Origin of the sequence: Brachyspira suanatina, assembly GCF_001049755.1 — a bacterium.
GTDB lineage: Bacteria > Spirochaetota > Brachyspiria > Brachyspirales > Brachyspiraceae > Brachyspira > Brachyspira suanatina.
The window spans coordinates 60138-79485 of sequence record NZ_CVLB01000001.1; the positions used below are offsets into that span (position 1 = coordinate 60138).

Consider the following 19348-nt stretch of genomic DNA (forward strand, 5'->3'; position numbering starts at 1 on the left):
CTTAAAATTTGTTGAATTTTTCACATATAGTGAACAATGTTCAGTTTAACATAATAAAGCTGTTTGTCAATGAAAAAAGCTAAAATAAAAACATGAATACTAAATTGTTCATTTTGCTTATAAGAAATAGTTTTCAATAGCAAAACAATATCTTTAAATTATAATATTATATAGTGTATTTATATATTTTTGATTTAACTTAAATGAATAATTTTTGTTATAATATTAAAAATGAAACAAAATAAAAAAATATTCTTATTATCGTATTTAGTATTTATATCAGCAATAATTCTATTTATTGTAATTTTTTCTATTCTTGGAAGTATAGAGAGAGTAGGATATTTATCAAATTTCAATCATATATTGGAGAATAAATATTATTTCACATTAAAATTCAATAGCAGTATTTTCAAGAATAATAAAATATATAGAGTATATCCAAACACAAATGAAATGCCTGATAATGTTACAAATATAAGATGGAGCGGAAGCTATTATGGAAATTTAGTTTTAGGCGATTCAAGCATACAATTAAAAGAAAATGATAAAATAGAAAATATTAAATATACAGTTAAAATACAAAAAAATGTATTTTTATTTTTATTGTTTATTATAATAGTTTTTCCAGCAATTTATTTTTATGTAATACCTAATATATATTATCATCATAAACCATATATTTTCTTTTTTGTTCTTAATTCTTTTTTTTATTTGATAACATCAAATTTATTAATGCCTTTATTCTCTATGATGAAGCTTGATTTTAATATATATGATTTTTTATATACTTATCTATTTGTAATGACAGCTTATAATTTGCTTGTATACTATCCTTTTAATTTAGGCAATATAAAAAATATTAGGATAATATTAACGTCTTTATTTTGTGTAGTTTCAATATTCTCATTTTTTGCTATAGAGTCAATAAGTTTAACAGTACTTAATATGGTGATATTATTTTCAGATATGCCTAATCTTTATTCATCGCTTATTACAGTTCTTCCAATGCATTTAAAAATTATTACTATAACAGTGAGCATAATATACTTTACTTCTTTAGTAGCTTTTGTAATATTATTTATTTTTAATATATATAAAATATTTATAGAGAGAAGTAAAATAGCATCTTTAGTGATGACAGCTTTTATAATATTTAGCGTATTTTATTTATTTTTTAAGCCTAAGAATATAGATATATGGAGTATAGATTTTGTAAGAAATGCTAAAAGAAATGGTATAATAAATACACTTAATTATAGAATAAATTATGACAGATTAAATAATATAAAGCCAAGTAAAGAATTAGTATCAGATTCAATAAAATTATTAAAAGAATATGAATCAAAAAGAGATGTATCAAAACTTTATTTAAAATCCACAAAGAATATTTTAGATAATATAAAAAAATTAGAAGATGATATGCATTCTATATTGATTGAGGCTTCATCTAAAAACAGTAATTTTGTTTATAATAATGAAAATATAAATTATGAATATATAGAACAATTAAAAAACAATTATTATGATATATATACTAATATAGAAGCATCGATTACAAATGATTTATCAAAAATAGAGGAATTAAAAAAAGGTTTAAAAAGAGATGTATATTTAATATTCTTAGAATCTTTTTATGATTATTCACATTTTAGAAAATTATTTAATAAAGATCCTTTCCCTAAAGAGTACAGGAAATGGGCTGACTTATCAAGAAAAATAGCCCCTAATGTTAATAACGGAAGTTTTTATGCAAGGCTTTCAGGACTTACAGGATCATCTCCTCTTTATCCAAAAACTCAGTCAGAAAAGATAGAAAATACTTTACCGTATATTCTTTCGAAAAACGGATATAATACAATAGCCTTGGAAGAAGCATTGAATACTTATAATTTAAAAACTTTCTATCCTTCAATAGGTTTTAAATCTCAGGTGTTCGGATTAGGAACTACAAATATTAATACATATTTAGGCACAAATATTGATAATTTGGGAAGTCCTGTATTTGCTGCAGGCTTTACTATTTTAGGACATACTGATTCGCATTTATCTAATGATTTAAACTTTGCCGAAAACAATAAAAAGTTTTTAGATAATTTTGAAGGTAATGATAAACTTCATATAATAGAAACCATTGATAATTCTGCAATGACAGCAATAAATATTCTAGAGATAAGAGATACCATTTTAAAACATTCACCTAATGCAATTATAATATTTAAACATGATCATCTTTATCCTTATTTGAAAGCTATAATAGAACGTTCCAGCATAGATGAAAAAATAAAAACTAATTTTCTAAATGATTATAAGCCTTCTCCTATACTCATTTGGGACGGTACTAACGGAGCATATAAAGCAAATGAAAATTTCGCTCCTGAAAATATACCTTTATTTATAGCTGCTAATTTGAATGTTGATTATACAAATAGTGTTATATCTCTTTTATACAAAGAAGAAATTGATGATACTATCAGCACTTATAATAAATTTTATCATACAACAAATGATTCCATTATAGATAATAGCGAAGTTTCAAATATGATGATATTTAAATATGAGAATGCTCAAAGAACATTATCGCAGGATATTTTTCAGGGTAAAAAACATTATTATAATTTGATAAAAGAATTAACTAATAATTAGAATTATTTAAATTGTATTATTATTGCTTTAATTATCGAATCTAACTTTTATATTAATTCTACTATCTTTTATTATTGTTAAGTAATAAACTTGCTAAAATATAGCTTACAACTAAAGTTATCAGCTGCTCGTTTATTGCTTTAATTATCAAATCCAACTTTTATGTTAATTCTACTATCTTCTTCTTGAATATTTCTTTTTAATTCTGCTTTCTCCAATCTTTTATTGTTTCTATTTTTTAAAATTTCAAAAAATACTATGATAGCTCTTTCGCTTGGAGGATTATATTTATTTATTATTTTTCTAGTTTTTGATTCTTTACCATCTTTATCAGTTTTTATTTCTCTTATTATTTCTTTACTATAATATCCTAATGCTTTTTTTATCAATGCATTTTCTATTTTTATTTTAACGTCTTTCAAATATTCTTCTTTTGCCTTTCTTATTTTTTTTATCAAACTCTTTTTATATTTTTTGCTTGATTTATTTATATATTCTTTTAAATCATCATAGTTTATATTTAGTTTTTTGCTTATTTCTTCAAATGTAGGATTATATTTTTTTATGATTTCGTATATTTGTTTTTCTGTTTCTTTATTATATTTTGTATTCATAACAATATCCTTAAAAAAATTTATGCTATAAAATAATCAAAAAATATAAGTGATTATAATTTTAAAAAAGATGTTGCTATAAATAATAATTATTATATAATAATACATATTAATAGATTGGAGCTTATATTATGGTTAAGAAAATAGCATTATTCCATTTATTTTTATTAGTTTTGGTATCCTGCAATGCTAATAGTGACGGCACCACATCTGCTTCAGCTGCAGCAAAAGAACCTCCAAGAGAAAGTAAGGGCTTAACTAATTTTACAGGTATTTGGCAGGCAAAATTTCCAAATAATGAATCAAGCATTGTAATAGAGAACAGAGAAAACATACTATATAATGATTTTAAAGCTTCATCTATAGAAGATTTAGGAAATGATAGATATAAAATGAGTATATCGGGAGATAAAACTTTTTCTATTACATTGAAATTTAAATCAGATACTGAAGGAACAGTAGAAGATGATAATTTAGGAATAGGTACTTTAACAAAATCAAAATGATAAATATTCAAATGTCATAATGTCTCTAAAAAGCCCCATTTTAATATGGGGTTTTTTTATTATTAAATTATTCCTCTGTATTATTTTCATCGTTTTCTTCATCATCATCTTCTTGCATACTGCTTGATACATAATCTCTATTTAAGAAGAATAATGTTGTAATAATCTGAAAATATGTATTGAATATATATAGAACTATCATAGCAATGAAATATGATAATAATCCTTCTCTATTTTCTAAGGATGATGGAAAAAGAGTCATTGAAAACACTTGCTGAAATAAGAATATAAATCCTAATAAAAATAATGTTTTAAAGAATTTAGGTTTTACTAAATAAAAAGAATATTTTAAAGCATCTATTCCCCAAGTATGTCTTAAAGCACAAATATTTTTAATAAATACAAAAAATACAATAAATGCAATGCCAGGAACTATAAAGAAACTAGATCCTAAAAGCACTAATACAAAATACATAAAAGTTGTAAATATAGTAGGCAATAAAAATTTAAAGCTTCTTATTATTGCCCAAGTAGCACTTTTTACACTTCTATAAATTAATCTTTCTACTAATAATGATACTGATATGATAGAAATGGTGTCCAAAAATAAAGAAAGAAATATATTTATATAAAAGCCTATAGTAACATCATTTTTAAACCAATTAATAAGATCCTCATAAGTTTTTAATTTTTCAGGATCAAATGTACTCATAGGAAAGTAAATTCCTGTTAATATTAAAGGCAGACAGCATATTAAAGAGAGTATAATAAAATTAATAAAGTTTTGTTTAAACAAAGAAAAAGCAAGAGTAAATAAATCTAAAGTTTCAAGATCTCTTTTTCTTAATTCATTTCTTAATGAAAACATATATTTCCTTATAAAATTAAAAATGTACTTTTTATTATCGTATAATTATATATAAATTAAAATTTATAATAATTTTAACCTATAGTAGTTTAAATTACAAATATATTTTTGTATATAAAGTAATGATTAAAATTATGAATTTTATTAAATTAAATGTTTTTATTAGCCCGCCCGCCCCTAAACTTATTTAAAAAAACATGCAAATAAAAAGACTAGGCTTCATTTAGAAAACCTAGCCTTAATTAACTAATATTAAAAGCACTAAATATTATTATCTTAAAGGAGCCTCTGATATAAGAACTTTTATATCATCTAATTTATTTTTATCAGTATTTTTTTCATGTAAAATTTTTCTTATATATTCAGCAAGCGATTCATTATTTTCAACTTTAGAACCTATTATGATTTCTTTTATATAATTTGTGTTTTGATCAAAAAGTTTTAAATAATCTATATAAAGTTTATTATTGATTTTATTTGCTTTTATTTCTTTAGATTTATAATCAGAAGTTACAAGCATTCTTAATTCCTGTTCTTCAAAAAATGCTTCATGCTTTATTATGTATTTTATATTTTCAAATAAATAATTATATAGTTTAGGATCAATATTTTTCTCTTTAATTTTTCTAGTATATTCAAATATTTTTGAAAATGCATATTTAATCTTATCTTCAAGCGTATCGTCTTCTTTTAATTTTTTTCTATACTTCTTTATTTCGTTTAAATCTATAATATTACTTGAATATTTTAAATCTTCTTTATTGAAAACAAGTTTATTTAATTTTTCATTATAATAAAGCACCCAATATAAATTTCTTTTATTTACATCTTTTTCTTTTTTTATATTCGACTTATATTCAATATTTATGTTACTTACATTTGAATCATAAGATGAAGTATATGAATCAGTAAAATATCCATCATTTTTAATACTTATATTATTTACATTAAAATCATAATAAGAAAAAGGCGAAGTATATGAATAAGTAAAATATTCATTGTCCAAAACTAAACATATACCAGTAGCTTCTTTATCTTCTTTTTTACCATATAATCTAAACATAGTAAGAGAATCTTTATTTCTTGAATATGATGTTTGCAATGTTACAATTTTTTCATCGCTTCCTATTTTTATATCTATATTATTTCTATTGAAAATACTTTCTAAAATATTTCCTTCTTTAGGATCATTGGCAGTTGATATATTATTTATTCTTATATTCCCTACTTCATCTGAATTTTCATTTTTACACCCTAATAATATTAATAAAATATCCAATGATGTATAATGAGATATTTCTATATTTTCATCATCAGTATCGAAAGATAATATTTTAAGTAAAAAATATTCATATAAAATTAAATATTTAATATTTTTTATAAGTTCATCATCAAATTTTTTGCTCTCTTTAAAATGAAAAATTAAATTAGTAATTGGTTCATTTTTCCATAATTCTTTATTTTCAGCTATAATTAATAGCTTAAAAAATTTATCAATATCATTATACTTATCAAACTTTTGAAGAATTTTTATTATAGTGATATCAGAAGAATTATTATTTTTTGAAAATATTTTAAAGTCATTAATAGCTTGCTTATATTTTTTTAAATTTATTTTTAATATAGCTCTATTAAAATATGTTTCTTCATTTTTAGGATTTAATTTTATAGCTTTATTGAAATCTTTTATGGCTTCTTCATATCTTGTTAAAATTATTTTTAATAGAGCTCTATTAAGATATGCACTTTCATAATGTTTATTTAATTCTATTGTATTATTAAAATCTTCTATGGCTTCTTCATATCTTTCTAATTTTATTTTTGCAATTCCTCTATTAAAGTAAGTATTTTCATTTTTAGGATTTAATTTTATAGCTTTATTGAAATCTTCTATAGCTTCTTCATATCTTTCTAATTTTATCTTTGCAATTCCTCTATTAAAGTAAGCATTTTCGTTTTTAGGATTTAATTCTATAGCTTTATTAAAATCTTCTATATCTTTTACATATTTTTCTGATTCTATTTTTGCAATTCCTCTATTAAAGTAAGCATTTTCGTTTTTAGGATTTAATTCTATAGCTTTATTAAAATCTTCTATAGCTTCTTCATACTTTTCTAATTTCGCTTTTGAGATACCTCTGTTAAAATATGATATTTCATCATTTGGATCTAATTCTATAGCTTTATTGAAATCTTCTATGGCTTCTTCATATAAATTCAGATTTGATTTTACAAGTCCTCTTGCAAAATATGATTCTCTATTATTTGTATTTAATTCTATAGACTTATCAAAATCTTCTATAGCTTCTCCATATAACTTTAACTCCGTTTTTGAAAGTCCTCTGAAAAAATATGCCTCTCTATTCTTTGGATTTAATTCTATAGCTTTATTAAAATATTTTATAGATTCTTCGTATAACTTTAACTCTATTTTTTCAAGTCCTATATAAAAATATGAATATTTATCATCATTATCTTTTTTTATGTAATCATAGTCTAATTTTTCTATTTTATTTTTTAATTCATCTGTCATATAATAATCCAAATATTTTTTATAATTATAAACTTCAAACTTATTTTATCAAATAAAATAAATATTACTTTTAAAAATTTTTAGTATATACTGAAAATTTTTAAGTTTGTCAATTTTTTTATTCAACTTTTTCCCACCGCACGCCACAGGCGGACTTCGTCAAAGTTGCTGCCGACACCACAGGTGGACTTCGTCGGCACACTTCGCGAAAGTGCAAATATAAAATTAGTATTAAATCATGCTAAAATTGTTTTACATGTAAGATAAGTTATTAATTTAATCTAAAATATAGCCCTTCGCAAAGTGTATCCGAGCCTGTAGAGGATATAGTTTCTCGCCGTAGGTGGGCTTCGCCTGGGGCACCAAAAGAAGTGGGGTTGCCGTAGGCACGCACAGCGGGGCAAAGCCCAATATATTAAAAACAAAATATAACTTTATTTTTTGACAAAGTATAGTTGTTTAGGTGTATAATAATATTTTTGTTTATTGCAAATAAAAAGACTAGGCTTCATTTAGAAAACCTAGCCTTAATTAACTAATTATATTTTTAAAAATTATTTAGCATTGATAGCATCAATTATTTCAGCACATTTCATGTACATTCTAGGAATATGGAAAGGTCCTTTATACATATTGCCTTTTAAGTCAGTAGAGATTCTTCCGTCTCTGTGAAGATATCCGTACCATTCGCCGTATTCTGTGTCAATAAATTTTTTAGTATATTCTTTTACCATGTCATGCTTTTCTAAATATTTATCATCTTTAGTGAAATAGTAGCAGTATAAAGCAGCAATAGCAGCTTCAGTTTGAGGCCACCAGAATTTCATGTCATGGTGATATTCGCTTTTAGGCTTTCCAAGTACGTCCATATATTGAATGATTCCGCCGTACTCTTTGTCCCAGCCCCATTCCCACATCCAGTCAAATATTTTAACTCCTAGGGCTTTTAATGTTTCATCATGTCCTCTTTCTATAGATTCTCTTAATATGAACCAAGATGATTCTATAGCATGTCCTGGGTTTAATAATCTTCCTTCAAAGTGATCTTGTAAAGTACCGTCAGGATTGCATTGTTCAAGTACTGCTTTTTTATCTTCGTATAGGAAGAGCTGTATGTTTTTAAGAAGATTATCAATATATTTGTTGTAATAATCTTTATTTTCAGGATCGGCTTTTCTTAATTCCTGAACAGTAGCAAGCATAATCATAGGAGGTCCGAAAGCGATAGTAGGTCTATTGCCTGCATCAAATTTTGGTATAAGAAGTCCTTCTTTTTGATAGCGGTCTATATTATCAAGTATTTCTCTAGCCTTTTTAACATAGCTTTTATCTCCGCTGGCTCTTGAATATGCAGCCATAGCAACTAAGCAGAATGTTTCTGAAAAGTAGTATCTCAATCTTTTTATGATAGGCTTTCCGTCTTCAGTAACTCTGAAATACATTCTTCCGTCGCCTGCTTTATCAAAACAATATTTTTCTAAAAAGTCTATTCCAGATTTTGCAGCATCAAGATATTCCTGTTTTTTCTCGAAATCAGCATAAAGAGTTGATAATACCCAAGCAAATCTTCCCTGAAACCATACAGATTTATCGGTTTCTATAAGTCCGCCTTTTCTGTCTAAGGCAGTGTAGTATCCGCCATGCTTTTTATCAAGTCCGTTTTTTAGCCAAAATGGAATGATATTGTCTTTTAACATGTGAAGATACTCGTTTTTTACTTCGTTTAAATTACTCATATAAAATTCCTTAAAATCAAAATTAGATTTTATTTAACATAATATAATAATATTAACAGATTGATATCATAAAAGCAATAATAAAAAATATTTTTTTGTTTTATTTAAATATTATTGATAGTTATTTTTATACTTTCAATATAATAACAATATTTAATTGACTATTAATGTATATACTATATAATTTGAAAAGTTGGAGTTTATTATTTTATGGAAGAAAAAAGTATTTTATCATTTATAAAGATGGTATCCAATATGCCTCTTGTAAAAATAGATAAGCATAAATATTTAGTGAATACATTTGCATCAGAATATCCTTCACTTCTTCAAAATATTTTAGAGAAAGGCGCTTATGATGCAGGAGTACCATTAAATATAATAGATACAAAATCAAGAGAAGCTATTAATTATGAAATAGCCAAATCATCAGCTATATCATTTGTTTCAGGACTTCCCGGAGGCATTGTTGGTATAGGAGCAGTTCCGGCAGATACCGCTCAATTTTTTGCTCATGCTCTAAGAATAGCACAAAAACTATGCTATATATCCGGACTTCCTAGTTTTACTTTAGGCGATTCGATGACAGATGATGAGGCTTGTCTTGCTGCTGTATATATTGGAGTAATGTTTGAAGATAAGGAAGCTATATTTGCTTTAAATAGTATATGGAAAGCTATAGCTGAAAAAAGTGCAAGAATAGGTTTTAGAGTAAGTTCTGTAGTAGGGTATGCAGTTATTTCAAGCATATTAAAATCTATAGGTATAAAAATAGGTTCTAAGAGTTTTATGAAATCTGTTTCAAAGGCTGTTCCTCTAATCGGCGGTGCAGTATCGGCAGGTTTTACATACACTAGTTTGAATAAAATGTCTAACAGACTTTATAATAGAATTAAGGAAAGCAAGTATTCAATAAGCTGATATTTTACGGATAATTATATGGCAAATGATAAAAAGAACAAAGAAGATTATGTAGAGATAAATGAAGATGATATTGAAATATTAGGCGAAGACGGAATATATAGAAAGTACGAAGTATATAAAAGATATCAAAATAGAAATAAGATGAAATTAAGATATTGGCTGCCTTTTATCACAGCAGTTATTTATACTTTATCGCCTATAGACTTGATTCCGGATAGAATACCAATAGGAAAATTAGATGATATACTTCTTTTGGTTATATCATTTATGTATGGTATTAAAAAGGCTAATTTCTCTTATAATCCTATAATAAATGTAATAGTTAGAAATATTATATTATCAATCACTATTACAGGATTTGTTATGATGATTATAATATATATACTTGCTGTATTATTATAATAATTTTTTATATTAAGGAGGAGTATTTTATGAATAGAATATCATCAAGCAATATAACAAAATTAGAGGATAATGAAGTATTTGTATTTGGAAGCAATACTCAAGGAGCACATGGGGGAGGGGCGGCAAGATTTGCTATGAATTTCGGTGCTGTATATGGTCAGGCATTCGGACTTCAGGGTAAAACATTTGCTATACCTACAGTTGATTATACAAAAAGCGGAAAGATGGCAGTATCAGAAATAAAAAAATATGTTGATAAGTTTTTAGCTTTTACTTTAGAGCATAAAGATTTAAAATTCTTAGTAACAGAGATAGGATGCGGTATAGCTGGTTTTAAAGTTGAGGAAATGGCAGAACTTTTCAGAGAGGCGTTAAAAGATGAATATGATAATGTTTACTTGCCTCAAAGATTTGCCGATTATTTAAAAAGATAGTTTTTATAATTAATTTGTTTTATTTATTATCAAGTGAGGTATTAAAAAATGAAGACAAAAATATTTTTATTAGCTTTGTTATTATTGGTATTAGTTTTTTCTTGTGCTAAAAGCAATCCAGTTAGTGCTAATAATACTACAGACAATAATATTGGAAGTGGTATAGAGAGTAACGGAGAAAATGACAATAATGGAGATAATAACAATAACGGGGAAAGTGACAATAATGGAGATAATAATAATAACGGAGAAAATGAAAATAACGGAGAGAATAATAAAGAAGAGAATATACTTTTTCATCCGGAACTGATATACGGAGAATATAATTCAGAATCTTATGAGAATCATGTTGGAAATGATTTTTTTGATCCCAATGAAAGTCCTTTCACAATTGTTAATAAACCTATGACTCTAACAATTAGTGAGGATTCAGGATCAATTTACGGCTTCACTATTGTTTATAATTTTGATGGTAAAAATGTGTATTATTCTAATTTATTTAAAAATTATTATGAAAATGGTTTTCAAATTTTGAAAGGTAACGGAGTTACTTCAGCAGGTGGTCCAGGTGGAGGTTATTATACGATTCTAAAGTTTGATAGTAACTTTAATTTAGTAGAAGCTAGTTTTTACACTATAAACAAATCAGGTGAAATAGTTTGTCACACAGCTCATAATATGAAAAAGACTCCTATAAAGTAAAACTATTAAAACTAAAAAAGCCAACTGTATTTAAATAGTATAGCATTTTTTTATATTTTATTGAGTGTTTTATATATAAATATTAATTTTTAAATATTAAAATAAAGCCTATAATTCTATAGGCTTTATTTATCAACAATCTTATTTCTTTAGTCTTTATTTCCGCTTTCTTTACTGTTCATCAATGCTTCTTTAGTTTTTAGTATTCCTTGAGTTTTCAGATTATTAGTTTAACAGCATCTTTCATATATACAAAGTCATTATTAACTTCATTTTAATTATTTTTATAGCAATGAAACGAAATATGATAAATGTTTTATATTATGGAGTATAGTGTTATCCATAGCTAATAAATTGAGAAAGACTGCCTATTAATTTACATGAAAACAATTAGAAATAAAAAATATAATGCTATATATAATAATATTTTTTATTAATAGAAATATATACAAATTATTTAAAAATCTAATTTTTATTAAAAAAAAGTACATTTTTATAATTAATTTGTTTTATTTTAACATATACAAAACATAAGGATATAAAAATGAAAACAAAAATATTTCTATTATTTACTTTTTTGATATTAGCTGTTTCATGTGCTAAAGACAACCCTTTAAACTCATCAAATAACAATAATAACAACAATAATAATCAAATTACAATTGCAAACTATGAAGGTACATATACTGGAAAAGCCCAATATAGAGTTATACCAAATGGAAGTCCTACAGAAGAAGATATCACTATAATAATAGATAATAAGGGTTCAGTTACGATTAAAACTCAATCTCAGTCTAAAGTTTTTGACAGTATTAGTAAGATTTCAGACAAAGAATATTCTTATAATAATTCTCCTTATATACTTAGCATAATATTTGATGAAGCAGGAAATGTAAGCATTGATTATACAATACAAAATGAAAATGGTACATCTGAAAAATATACGGCTAATAAATTAACAAAGACAGTTTCTTAATATAGAAAAAACTTTTTTATTGTAATAACTTCTAAAAATAAAAAAGCCCCTGTTTAAATACAGGAGCTTTTTTTATATTTGACATAATTTTTAAAATATACAAAAATAAAGCCCATAGAATATATTAAATATAATTCCATAGGCTTTAATTTATCAACAATTTTATTTCTTTAAATATTTTATTTCTTAATAATTTTATTTCCGCTTTCTTTGCTATTCATTAATGCTTCTTCTGCTTTAAGCATTCCTTGAGTTTTCTCAATTTTATTAAGATTAGCATTATCAGTTTTTGAAACTTCGCTTTGAGTAGCAGAATTTATTTCAGCTTCAATAGCAGCTCTCATATCTCCAAACTCATTATTGATTCCTTCGCCGTTATTCTCATCGCCTGAAGGTCTTATAATCTGAGCCTTATCAATCAAAGAAGATTCAAATACTTTAGCAGCCTCATCTTCGCTTTGTGCTTCTCTAACCTGAGAAACTGCAGCAGCCTCAGAAGCCATTAAATCACCGCTGGAATGTACTATCATAACATCTTCAGGACGAACAGTTATAAGTCCGTTGTCAGTTCTGACAGCAAGTGCCACTCCTGTATCATTTTCCATAACCATTTCAACAGGGCCTAAGAATCTGTTTCCAGCCTCGTCCATAACCTCAACACTCTTTCCAAGCATAGAATAACCTGTTTGGCTTGAGTAGAAAGTTTTCATAGAGTCAAGATTTTTATTAACCTCTGTCATTTGTTCAACAGATGAGAATTGTGCTAATTGTGCAATCATATCTCTGTTATCCATTGGAGAAAGAGGATCCTGATGGCTCATTTGTACTGTAAGGAGTTTCAAGAAAGCATCTTTACCCAAAGAATTTTGTGTAGGATCTCTTTCAAAATTATGCTGTAAGTTGAAAGCTCCTACCTCTTGTTTTAATATTTTTATCTCTCTATCTGACATTCTTAAAGCATCTGCTGATATCATTTATACACTCCTTCAAAGTTATTTCTTCATAATTTATATTTATGAACCTATTAAATAAGTAAATTCAATTTTCTTTCAGGTACTATATATGCTTTTATATCGGCTTTTACTTCTTCTACATTATTATTATTTTCAGAAGCGAATCTGTTTCCTATAGTTTCTAATTCCTCGCCGAAGCCTCCGTCATTAGGCATATCCTGTCTAAGCATTACATCAAAACCTTCTATATTAATGCCTATCTCGCTTAATGAAGTTATAACAGTATCTAAATTCTTAGTGAAAATATCTTTAACATCTGCATTATCTACAAATATTTTACCTATTAAATTGTCTCCGTCCATGCTGATTTTTAATCTTACTTTACCAAGATATTCAGGATTAAGACTCATTAATACTTCGCTTTTTCCATTATTAACAGCAACTTGAGCTTTCTCTACCAATTTACCCATTAAGTCTTGGAATTTTATCATATTATCAGTAAGGTTTGTGCTGTTATGAGTTTTGGATACATTATTGTTATAATGATTATATCCTTTCAAATTAGCACCATCTGCAGAGTCTTTCATATTTATTATAGTAAGCTCTGCACCTTTATCATCTGATATAGTATTATTCACAGTACTGTTATTATTTTTCATTTCAGCAGCGTCTTTTTTATCTGCATATTTATTTTCTATATTCATATCAATATTAGCATCTGCCATAGCATTATTATCAAGCTGCATAGCATTATCTTCAATACTAATATCATTAATATCTTTTGTTTCTATATTTTTGTCATTATCTTTATTGGAAGCAACTTTTATTTCTTTAGCTTCTGAATTATCAATATCTTTTACTTCGATATTTTCTTCAGTATTTTCAGCTAAAACTTCTTTTTTATCTTCGCTGCCGTCATTTTCTATCATTGCTTTTAAAGCTTCTAAAGATTCAATTAAATCTTCTAATTCTTTCTTATCTTCTTCGCTTAATTCTTCAGCATTCAAAGATTCTATTTGTTTTTTTATTTTTTCTATTTCTTCAGTATTTTTTGTATTTTCTTTTTTATCAGCTTTAGCTAAAATGTTTTCTTTAGTATCAGCTGTATTAACTTCTTTTGCATCAGCTTTTTTATCATTAGAAGTATTTTGTAAAAGGAGTTTTGCTTTTTCTTTTGTTAGAGCCAATTTTTCTTTAGCAGATACATTTTCTTCTTTATTACCTGAAGCTAATTTTGCTGCTTTTTCTTCTATATTATTATCTTTATTAGATGAAGCATTTAATTCTTCTGATTTATTTTCTGCTTGTTCTTCAGTATTGCTTACAGATTTAGCTTCTTCAGCATTATCTGAAGTTTCATCTGTTTTTTTAGCAGTATTTTCGCTAGATGAAGAAACCTTTTCTTCTATAGTATTTTCTTCAGCATCATATTGATTATAATCGTTATAGTAATCATCATAACTATTATAATTATTTTCTGTTTGATTTTCTTCAGTATTTAAGTGTCTTTCTATTTTATTAGAAACACTTGAAGGAGCAGAATAATCTGTCTGAGTTTTATTTAACATATTAGCAAAAGAATCATCATAGCTGTAATTATTCAAATTATAAGGGCTATTATTAGATGAAACATTAGTATCAACAAAAGATAATAAGTTGCCTAATCCATTTACCATAATTTACTTCCTAATTATTAGTTTTATTACTATATTAATATTCGGAAGTATTCAAATTTCCTTTATAAAAAATAACATAATATTTGAAAAATTATTTTTATGTTTTATAATGATAATATGCTTAATATAAATAGTAAATATTTTAATCTCATAACTAATAAAAACAATGCTCAAATCAAAGACGGCGATGTGGTAAGATATTCCATAATGAGGAAATTGGATAATGATAAGGCATTAATAAATGTTATGGGCAACAAATTAATAGCATTATTTAAAAACGGAATGACAGATAAAGGCTTTGCTTTAGTTAGTAAGAAAAACGGAGAAGTAACTTTAACTATACTAAAAAATGCAGAAAGTTTGAAAGAAGCAAGAGAAGGCATACAAAATAAGAATAATGCGAATGTTTTACTTAACATAACTGAGAATAATTCAGAAGTTTCAACTATGCTGTCTCAGAAAGGTATAAAGCCTAGTTATGAAAATATAAGATATTTTGAAACTATACTTAAATACCTTCCGGATTTGGACAGCGATAAAAAAAAGTTCATATTAAATGCAATGTCTAACGGTGTATATTTAACGGTAGAAGAAATAAACTCTTTAGGAAATATTTTTAAACAATTTAACGACATAATCAGACATATAAAAAACTCTAACAAAAATACTGAAATAACCGAAATATTAGTAATGCTTGCTAATAGTGTTATTCAGGGGAATGATAATGACTCCAATAATACTATTGCAGAAAATTTAAATAACTATATAAATACAAATGCTAATTTTAATATATGGTTTATGCTCTTTGATATGCTTCATGGTGAGTTATCTTCTGATAATTCTAATATGATGATGCTTATGCTGAAAATTTTATCTGCAAATAGGAAAAACAGAAATTTTAATGAAACTGCATTTATGATTCCTATACCATTTGTTATAGACGGCGAAATTAAAGATGTATTATTATATATTAGTAAAGATGAAAATAATAAAAACATATTAACATTTGTAGTTTATGATAATGATAAAGATCTATGTAAAATAGATATTACTAAAGATGAATATGATAATAGATATTTGATTACAGTTAAATTATTTGATAAGAAGCTGTATAATAAATTAAACAGTGTGAAAGAAGATATAGATAAAGAATTAAGTATTTTTGAGAATATAAAAATAAATTATGAAGGCTAAGTGAATGAGCAGAAATAATAAGGATATAAAGAATGCTGCTGCTTTACTCTATAATAGAGAAGTGCATAATGCTCCTATAGTTATATCCAAAGGGAATAATTATTTAGCTAAAAGAATGGTTGATATTGCAAGAAAGCATAAAGTTCCTGTTATTTCTGATGAGAATACAGCTGAGCATTTGATGCAGTTAGAAATAGGTGAGGAGATACCTTATTCACTTTATGAGGCTGTTAGTATAATATTAAAATATATATATAAATTAAAGGCAGAATAAATAATGGCAAAATTAACTAAAATAAATATTCAAGATATAAAAACAAAAGCTGAAAAGAAAGATATATACTTGTACAATGATTTTCTTGCTTCTACAGGATATATAGATTTCAAAGAAGATGATATGCAAAGACTTCAGAAATGGGATATCAATGAAGTATTTATGGAGGATAATACTTCTTTAGATATGGAAGTATCTGCTGACTTTGATAAGTTTTTGAGAGAATATAAAGTATTTAAAAAAATATATTTAAATGTAATTAAAAAAGTTAGGAATAATTTAGGCGGATATAAAAATAATAATTTGGTTAATTTGAATGAACTTAATGAAATTTTAGATGAAGTATTAGATATAGTTAATAGAAATTTAAGCAGTGTGCTTCAGCTTTTTAATTTAACTGGTTTACCTAGGTCTGATGAATATTATGTAAGGTCTTTAAATGTTTCTTTAATATCTATGATTATTGGACGAGCCATGAAATTCTCTGAAAATAGAGTAAAAAAATTAGGAATAGGTGCTATACTTTATGATATAGGGCTTGTGAAAGTTCCTGATAAGATATTGGAGAAAATAGGAAAATTTACTCCTGAAGAATATGCTGAAATAAAAAAACATACAGTTTATGGATATAAAATTCTTAAAACTAGTTTTAGATTTGAAGAAGATTTGGCTATGATATCTCTTATGCATCATGAATATTATAATGGTAAAGGATATCCTAGAGGACTTTCCGGTAATCAGATAAATTTATATTCAAAAATAATTGCTATAGCTCATGCTGTTGAAAAGATGCTTAAACCTATAAGAATGGCATCTTCCAATTCTAAATTAAAAGATAATAAATCTACATTCAGTTTGATGCTTGAAAAAAGTAATGAAAATAAAAAGAAAGATGTATCATTATATTATGCTGTTAAAGAGATTATACATGGTGCCAATACAAAGTATGATCCTAATATATCAAAAACTTTTGTTAGTATATTTACAGTATATCCTATAGGTTCTATAGTTATTTTAAATGATAAAAGAAAGGGATTTGTTTTTGCTACTAATCCTAATTTCCCTATCAGACCTATAATAAAAATAGTTTCCAATGAGAATGGAGAATTTATCGATGATGGAGAAACTATCAATTTATTAGAAACTAATCAGCTGTTTATAGCAGGTGTTGATAAAGATAATAATTTCTTGGAGGAGGTAAGAACTAAAATATTAGACGTTGAAGAAGAAAAGTAATATTAAAAAATGGCTAACAAAAAAATCATAGGCAATCTAGGAGAGGATATTGCCTTAGAATATCTCGAAAAACTTGGATATACCTTAGTAGAAAGGAATTTTAAAGGTAAAAAGACAAGAGGAGAGATAGATTTAGTAATGACAAAAGGAGTTGTTATTGTGTTTATAGAAGTTAAATATCGAAGACAGGGAAGTTTTGGATATGCAGCTTGCTCAATATCAGATCGCAAAAAGAAAAAGCTATATGAGACAGCTGAAGAATACTTAATTGAAAAAGGATTAAGTTTTAATCAAAAATGTTCCTTTGGGGCAGTTCTAATAGACGATACCCTTTATAATCGTGAAATATCATTCATTGAAGATATATTTATTTAGGGGTATCAATATGAAAACAGCAGTAAAAATTAACCCTGAAAAAATAGATCTTTATAAGAAAAAATTAAAAGATGAGAAGTATATAGATAAAGCTATAGAGAGATTAGCTGGACACTTAATAAGTGCTGTAATAGATTAACAATTAATTAAGCGGATTTTGTATGGATATAATCGAACGAGGAAAAACTACTCTTTTACTTGAAAGCGAAAATCTCAAAATTTTATCAGATAAATTAGATATGAATTTTGAAAATGCAGTAAAAGAGTTATTTAATATTAGAGGCAGAGTTATAACTTCTGGAGTAGGAAAGAGCGGACATATAGCAAGAAAGGCAGCTGCTACTTTTGCATCCACTGGTACTCCAAGTTTTTTTGTTGATCCTAATGAATGTATGCATGGCGATTTTGGTATGATCACAAAAGAAGATTATTGTTTGCTATATTCTAAAGGTGGTGAATCTCGTGAGGTTATAGAACTTGTGAATTGGTTATGCAGGCAGAATATACCATACATTGCAATTACAAATGAGATAAATTCTACGCTTTCTAAGAATGCTAAAATTACATTGCTTACGCATGTCAAAGAAGAAGCTTGTCCTTTAAGATTAGCTCCTACTGTAAGCACTACAGCTTCTTTAGCTTTATCTGATGCTTTGGCTACTGCATTAATGGAATTGAGGGGATTCAGAGCAGAAGATTTTGCAGTTTTTCATCCTGGAGGAAGTTTAGGTAGACAGCTTGCAAAAGTTAAATCTATTATGCATACTGAAAATTTACCTATTATTTTCCCTGATACTTCATTGCAGGATGCCTTATTTAAAATCATAGAATGCAAGCTTGGAATAGCCATTGTTGTTGATGAGAAGAATATTTTAAAAGGAATAATAGTAGATGGAGATTTAAAAAGGCTTCTTATCAAAGATGATGATATAAAAAATATACTTTCTAAAGAAGTTAAATACATTATGAACACTTCTCCTAAAGTCATTTACGAAGATACTCTTATAGGAGAGGCTTTACATATCATGGAAGGAAAGATTACTAATTTAGTAGTGGTAAACAATAATAATAATCCTATTGGAATAGTACATATACATGATATTTTGAAAATAAAGGCTTTTTAAAAATGTTAAATCAAAACTTATATAAAATTTAAAATATATGATTATTTTTTATTATTAATTTAAAATGATGAATAGAAGTATATTATCGTACATTAAATAAATTTTAAATCTAAATTAATACTTATTATACTATCATTAAAAATCTATTATAAAAATATTTACTTGACTTTTTTCGGAT

Annotated in this window: 19 protein-coding genes; 13 read left to right on the forward strand and 6 right to left on the reverse strand. The window is 25.8% G+C overall.

Annotated features, from left to right (window positions below; all coding sequences use genetic code 11):
• Positions 1-231 precede the first annotated feature (231 nt).
• Entirely contained in the window at positions 232-2643 is a 2412-nt protein-coding gene (locus BRSU_RS00265; protein ID WP_048593260.1) for an alkaline phosphatase family protein, read from the forward strand.
• A gap of 140 nt (positions 2644-2783) precedes the next feature.
• Here BRSU_RS00265 and BRSU_RS00270 read toward each other — a convergent pair whose 3' ends face one another.
• On the reverse strand, positions 2784-3257 hold the full coding sequence (locus tag BRSU_RS00270) for a hypothetical protein (protein ID WP_048593261.1): 474 nt from the start codon (positions 3255-3257) through the stop codon (positions 2784-2786).
• 131 nt (positions 3258-3388) lie between these two features.
• On the opposite strand from BRSU_RS00270, the gene BRSU_RS00275 reads away from it, so the two are divergent.
• Entirely contained in the window at positions 3389-3763 is a 375-nt protein-coding gene (locus BRSU_RS00275; protein ID WP_048593262.1) for a hypothetical protein, read from the forward strand.
• A gap of 67 nt (positions 3764-3830) precedes the next feature.
• Here BRSU_RS00275 and BRSU_RS00280 read toward each other — a convergent pair whose 3' ends face one another.
• The 3 genes from BRSU_RS00280 to BRSU_RS00290 all read right to left on the reverse strand — a co-directional run bounded on the left by BRSU_RS00280 (position 3831) and on the right by BRSU_RS00290 (position 8900).
• Positions 3831-4631, reverse strand: a complete 801-nt coding sequence (locus tag BRSU_RS00280) for a hypothetical protein (protein ID WP_048593263.1) — start codon at positions 4629-4631, stop codon at positions 3831-3833.
• 271 nt (positions 4632-4902) lie between these two features.
• Entirely contained in the window at positions 4903-7164 is a 2262-nt protein-coding gene (locus BRSU_RS00285) for a tetratricopeptide repeat protein (RefSeq protein ID WP_048593264.1), read from the reverse strand.
• 554 nt (positions 7165-7718) lie between these two features.
• A complete protein-coding gene (locus tag BRSU_RS00290; RefSeq protein ID WP_048593265.1) occupies positions 7719-8900 on the reverse strand; it encodes an AGE family epimerase/isomerase in 1182 nt (393 codons plus the stop codon).
• A gap of 210 nt (positions 8901-9110) precedes the next feature.
• On the opposite strand from BRSU_RS00290, the gene BRSU_RS00295 reads away from it, so the two are divergent.
• The 5 genes from BRSU_RS00295 to BRSU_RS00315 all read left to right on the forward strand — a co-directional run bounded on the left by BRSU_RS00295 (position 9111) and on the right by BRSU_RS00315 (position 12338).
• The gene (locus BRSU_RS00295) at positions 9111-9818 is read left to right on the forward strand and encodes an EcsC family protein (RefSeq protein ID WP_048593266.1); all 708 of its coding nucleotides are present in this window, start codon (positions 9111-9113) and stop codon (positions 9816-9818) included.
• 18 nt (positions 9819-9836) lie between these two features.
• The gene (locus BRSU_RS00300; RefSeq protein WP_048593267.1) at positions 9837-10223 is read left to right on the forward strand and encodes a DUF1232 domain-containing protein; all 387 of its coding nucleotides are present in this window, start codon (positions 9837-9839) and stop codon (positions 10221-10223) included.
• 29 nt (positions 10224-10252) lie between these two features.
• Entirely contained in the window at positions 10253-10660 is a 408-nt protein-coding gene (locus BRSU_RS00305; protein WP_048593268.1) for an A1S_2505 family phage non-structural protein, read from the forward strand.
• A gap of 48 nt (positions 10661-10708) precedes the next feature.
• Positions 10709-11362: a hypothetical protein gene (locus BRSU_RS00310; protein ID WP_048593269.1), complete on the forward strand. Its 654-nt coding sequence runs from the start codon at positions 10709-10711 to the stop codon at positions 11360-11362.
• A gap of 544 nt (positions 11363-11906) precedes the next feature.
• Complete coding sequence (locus BRSU_RS00315) at positions 11907-12338, forward strand: hypothetical protein (protein ID WP_048593270.1); 432 nt, start codon at positions 11907-11909, stop codon at positions 12336-12338.
• Between the two features lie 179 nt (positions 12339-12517).
• On the opposite strand, the gene BRSU_RS00320 is transcribed toward BRSU_RS00315, so the two are convergent.
• Together BRSU_RS00320 and BRSU_RS00325 are read right to left on the reverse strand one after the other, a co-directional pair.
• The gene (locus BRSU_RS00320; RefSeq protein ID WP_048593271.1) at positions 12518-13312 is read right to left on the reverse strand and encodes a flagellar hook assembly protein FlgD; all 795 of its coding nucleotides are present in this window, start codon (positions 13310-13312) and stop codon (positions 12518-12520) included.
• Between the two features lie 50 nt (positions 13313-13362).
• The gene (locus BRSU_RS00325; RefSeq protein ID WP_048593272.1) at positions 13363-14967 is read right to left on the reverse strand and encodes a flagellar hook-length control protein FliK; all 1605 of its coding nucleotides are present in this window, start codon (positions 14965-14967) and stop codon (positions 13363-13365) included.
• A gap of 99 nt (positions 14968-15066) precedes the next feature.
• Between BRSU_RS00325 and BRSU_RS00330 the strand changes: the two genes are divergently transcribed.
• Genes BRSU_RS00330 through BRSU_RS00350 form a run of 6 tightly spaced genes read left to right on the forward strand, consistent with a single transcriptional unit; the run spans position 15067 to position 19170 of the window.
• The gene (locus BRSU_RS00330) at positions 15067-16161 is read left to right on the forward strand and encodes a hypothetical protein (RefSeq protein WP_083997847.1); all 1095 of its coding nucleotides are present in this window, start codon (positions 15067-15069) and stop codon (positions 16159-16161) included.
• 4 nt (positions 16162-16165) lie between these two features.
• Complete coding sequence (locus BRSU_RS00335; RefSeq protein ID WP_048593273.1) at positions 16166-16435, forward strand: EscU/YscU/HrcU family type III secretion system export apparatus switch protein; 270 nt, start codon at positions 16166-16168, stop codon at positions 16433-16435.
• Between the two features lie 3 nt (positions 16436-16438).
• Positions 16439-17671 (forward strand): HD-GYP domain-containing protein, encoded by a 1233-nt coding sequence (locus tag BRSU_RS00340; protein ID WP_048593274.1) that lies wholly within the window; start codon positions 16439-16441, stop codon positions 17669-17671.
• A gap of 9 nt (positions 17672-17680) precedes the next feature.
• The gene (locus BRSU_RS00345; protein ID WP_048593275.1) at positions 17681-18046 is read left to right on the forward strand and encodes a YraN family protein; all 366 of its coding nucleotides are present in this window, start codon (positions 17681-17683) and stop codon (positions 18044-18046) included.
• Between the two features lie 10 nt (positions 18047-18056).
• Positions 18057-18185 carry a hypothetical protein gene (locus BRSU_RS14970; protein ID WP_012671505.1) on the forward strand — a complete coding sequence of 43 codons (129 nt, stop codon included), beginning with the start codon at positions 18057-18059 and terminating at the stop codon, positions 18183-18185.
• A gap of 22 nt (positions 18186-18207) precedes the next feature.
• A complete protein-coding gene (locus BRSU_RS00350; RefSeq protein WP_048593276.1) occupies positions 18208-19170 on the forward strand; it encodes a KpsF/GutQ family sugar-phosphate isomerase in 963 nt (320 codons plus the stop codon).
• Positions 19171-19348: the final 178 nt, after the last annotated feature.

Coding starts and splice junctions, on each gene's coding strand:
- BRSU_RS00270 (WP_048593261.1), bottom strand. CDS start 3,257: ATGAATACAAAATATAATAAAGAAACAGAAAAACAAATATACGAAATC.
- BRSU_RS00320 (WP_048593271.1), bottom strand. CDS start 13,312: ATGATATCAGCAGATGCTTTAAGAATGTCAGATAGAGAGATAAAAATA.
- BRSU_RS00330 (WP_083997847.1), top strand. CDS start 15,067: ATGTTTTATAATGATAATATGCTTAATATAAATAGTAAATATTTTAAT.
- BRSU_RS00305 (WP_048593268.1), top strand. CDS start 10,253: ATGAATAGAATATCATCAAGCAATATAACAAAATTAGAGGATAATGAA.
- BRSU_RS00265 (WP_048593260.1), top strand. CDS start 232: ATGAAACAAAATAAAAAAATATTCTTATTATCGTATTTAGTATTTATA.
- BRSU_RS14970 (WP_012671505.1), top strand. CDS start 18,057: ATGAAAACAGCAGTAAAAATTAACCCTGAAAAAATAGATCTTTATAAG.
- BRSU_RS00300 (WP_048593267.1), top strand. CDS start 9,837: ATGGCAAATGATAAAAAGAACAAAGAAGATTATGTAGAGATAAATGAA.
- BRSU_RS00345 (WP_048593275.1), top strand. CDS start 17,681: ATGGCTAACAAAAAAATCATAGGCAATCTAGGAGAGGATATTGCCTTA.
- BRSU_RS00325 (WP_048593272.1), bottom strand. CDS start 14,967: ATGGTAAATGGATTAGGCAACTTATTATCTTTTGTTGATACTAATGTT.
- BRSU_RS00290 (WP_048593265.1), bottom strand. CDS start 8,900: ATGAGTAATTTAAACGAAGTAAAAAACGAGTATCTTCACATGTTAAAA.
- BRSU_RS00280 (WP_048593263.1), bottom strand. CDS start 4,631: ATGTTTTCATTAAGAAATGAATTAAGAAAAAGAGATCTTGAAACTTTA.
- BRSU_RS00285 (WP_048593264.1), bottom strand. CDS start 7,164: ATGACAGATGAATTAAAAAATAAAATAGAAAAATTAGACTATGATTAC.
- BRSU_RS00340 (WP_048593274.1), top strand. CDS start 16,439: ATGGCAAAATTAACTAAAATAAATATTCAAGATATAAAAACAAAAGCT.
- BRSU_RS00315 (WP_048593270.1), top strand. CDS start 11,907: ATGAAAACAAAAATATTTCTATTATTTACTTTTTTGATATTAGCTGTT.
- BRSU_RS00335 (WP_048593273.1), top strand. CDS start 16,166: ATGAGCAGAAATAATAAGGATATAAAGAATGCTGCTGCTTTACTCTAT.
- BRSU_RS00295 (WP_048593266.1), top strand. CDS start 9,111: ATGGAAGAAAAAAGTATTTTATCATTTATAAAGATGGTATCCAATATG.
- BRSU_RS00275 (WP_048593262.1), top strand. CDS start 3,389: ATGGTTAAGAAAATAGCATTATTCCATTTATTTTTATTAGTTTTGGTA.
- BRSU_RS00310 (WP_048593269.1), top strand. CDS start 10,709: ATGAAGACAAAAATATTTTTATTAGCTTTGTTATTATTGGTATTAGTT.
- BRSU_RS00350 (WP_048593276.1), top strand. CDS start 18,208: ATGGATATAATCGAACGAGGAAAAACTACTCTTTTACTTGAAAGCGAA.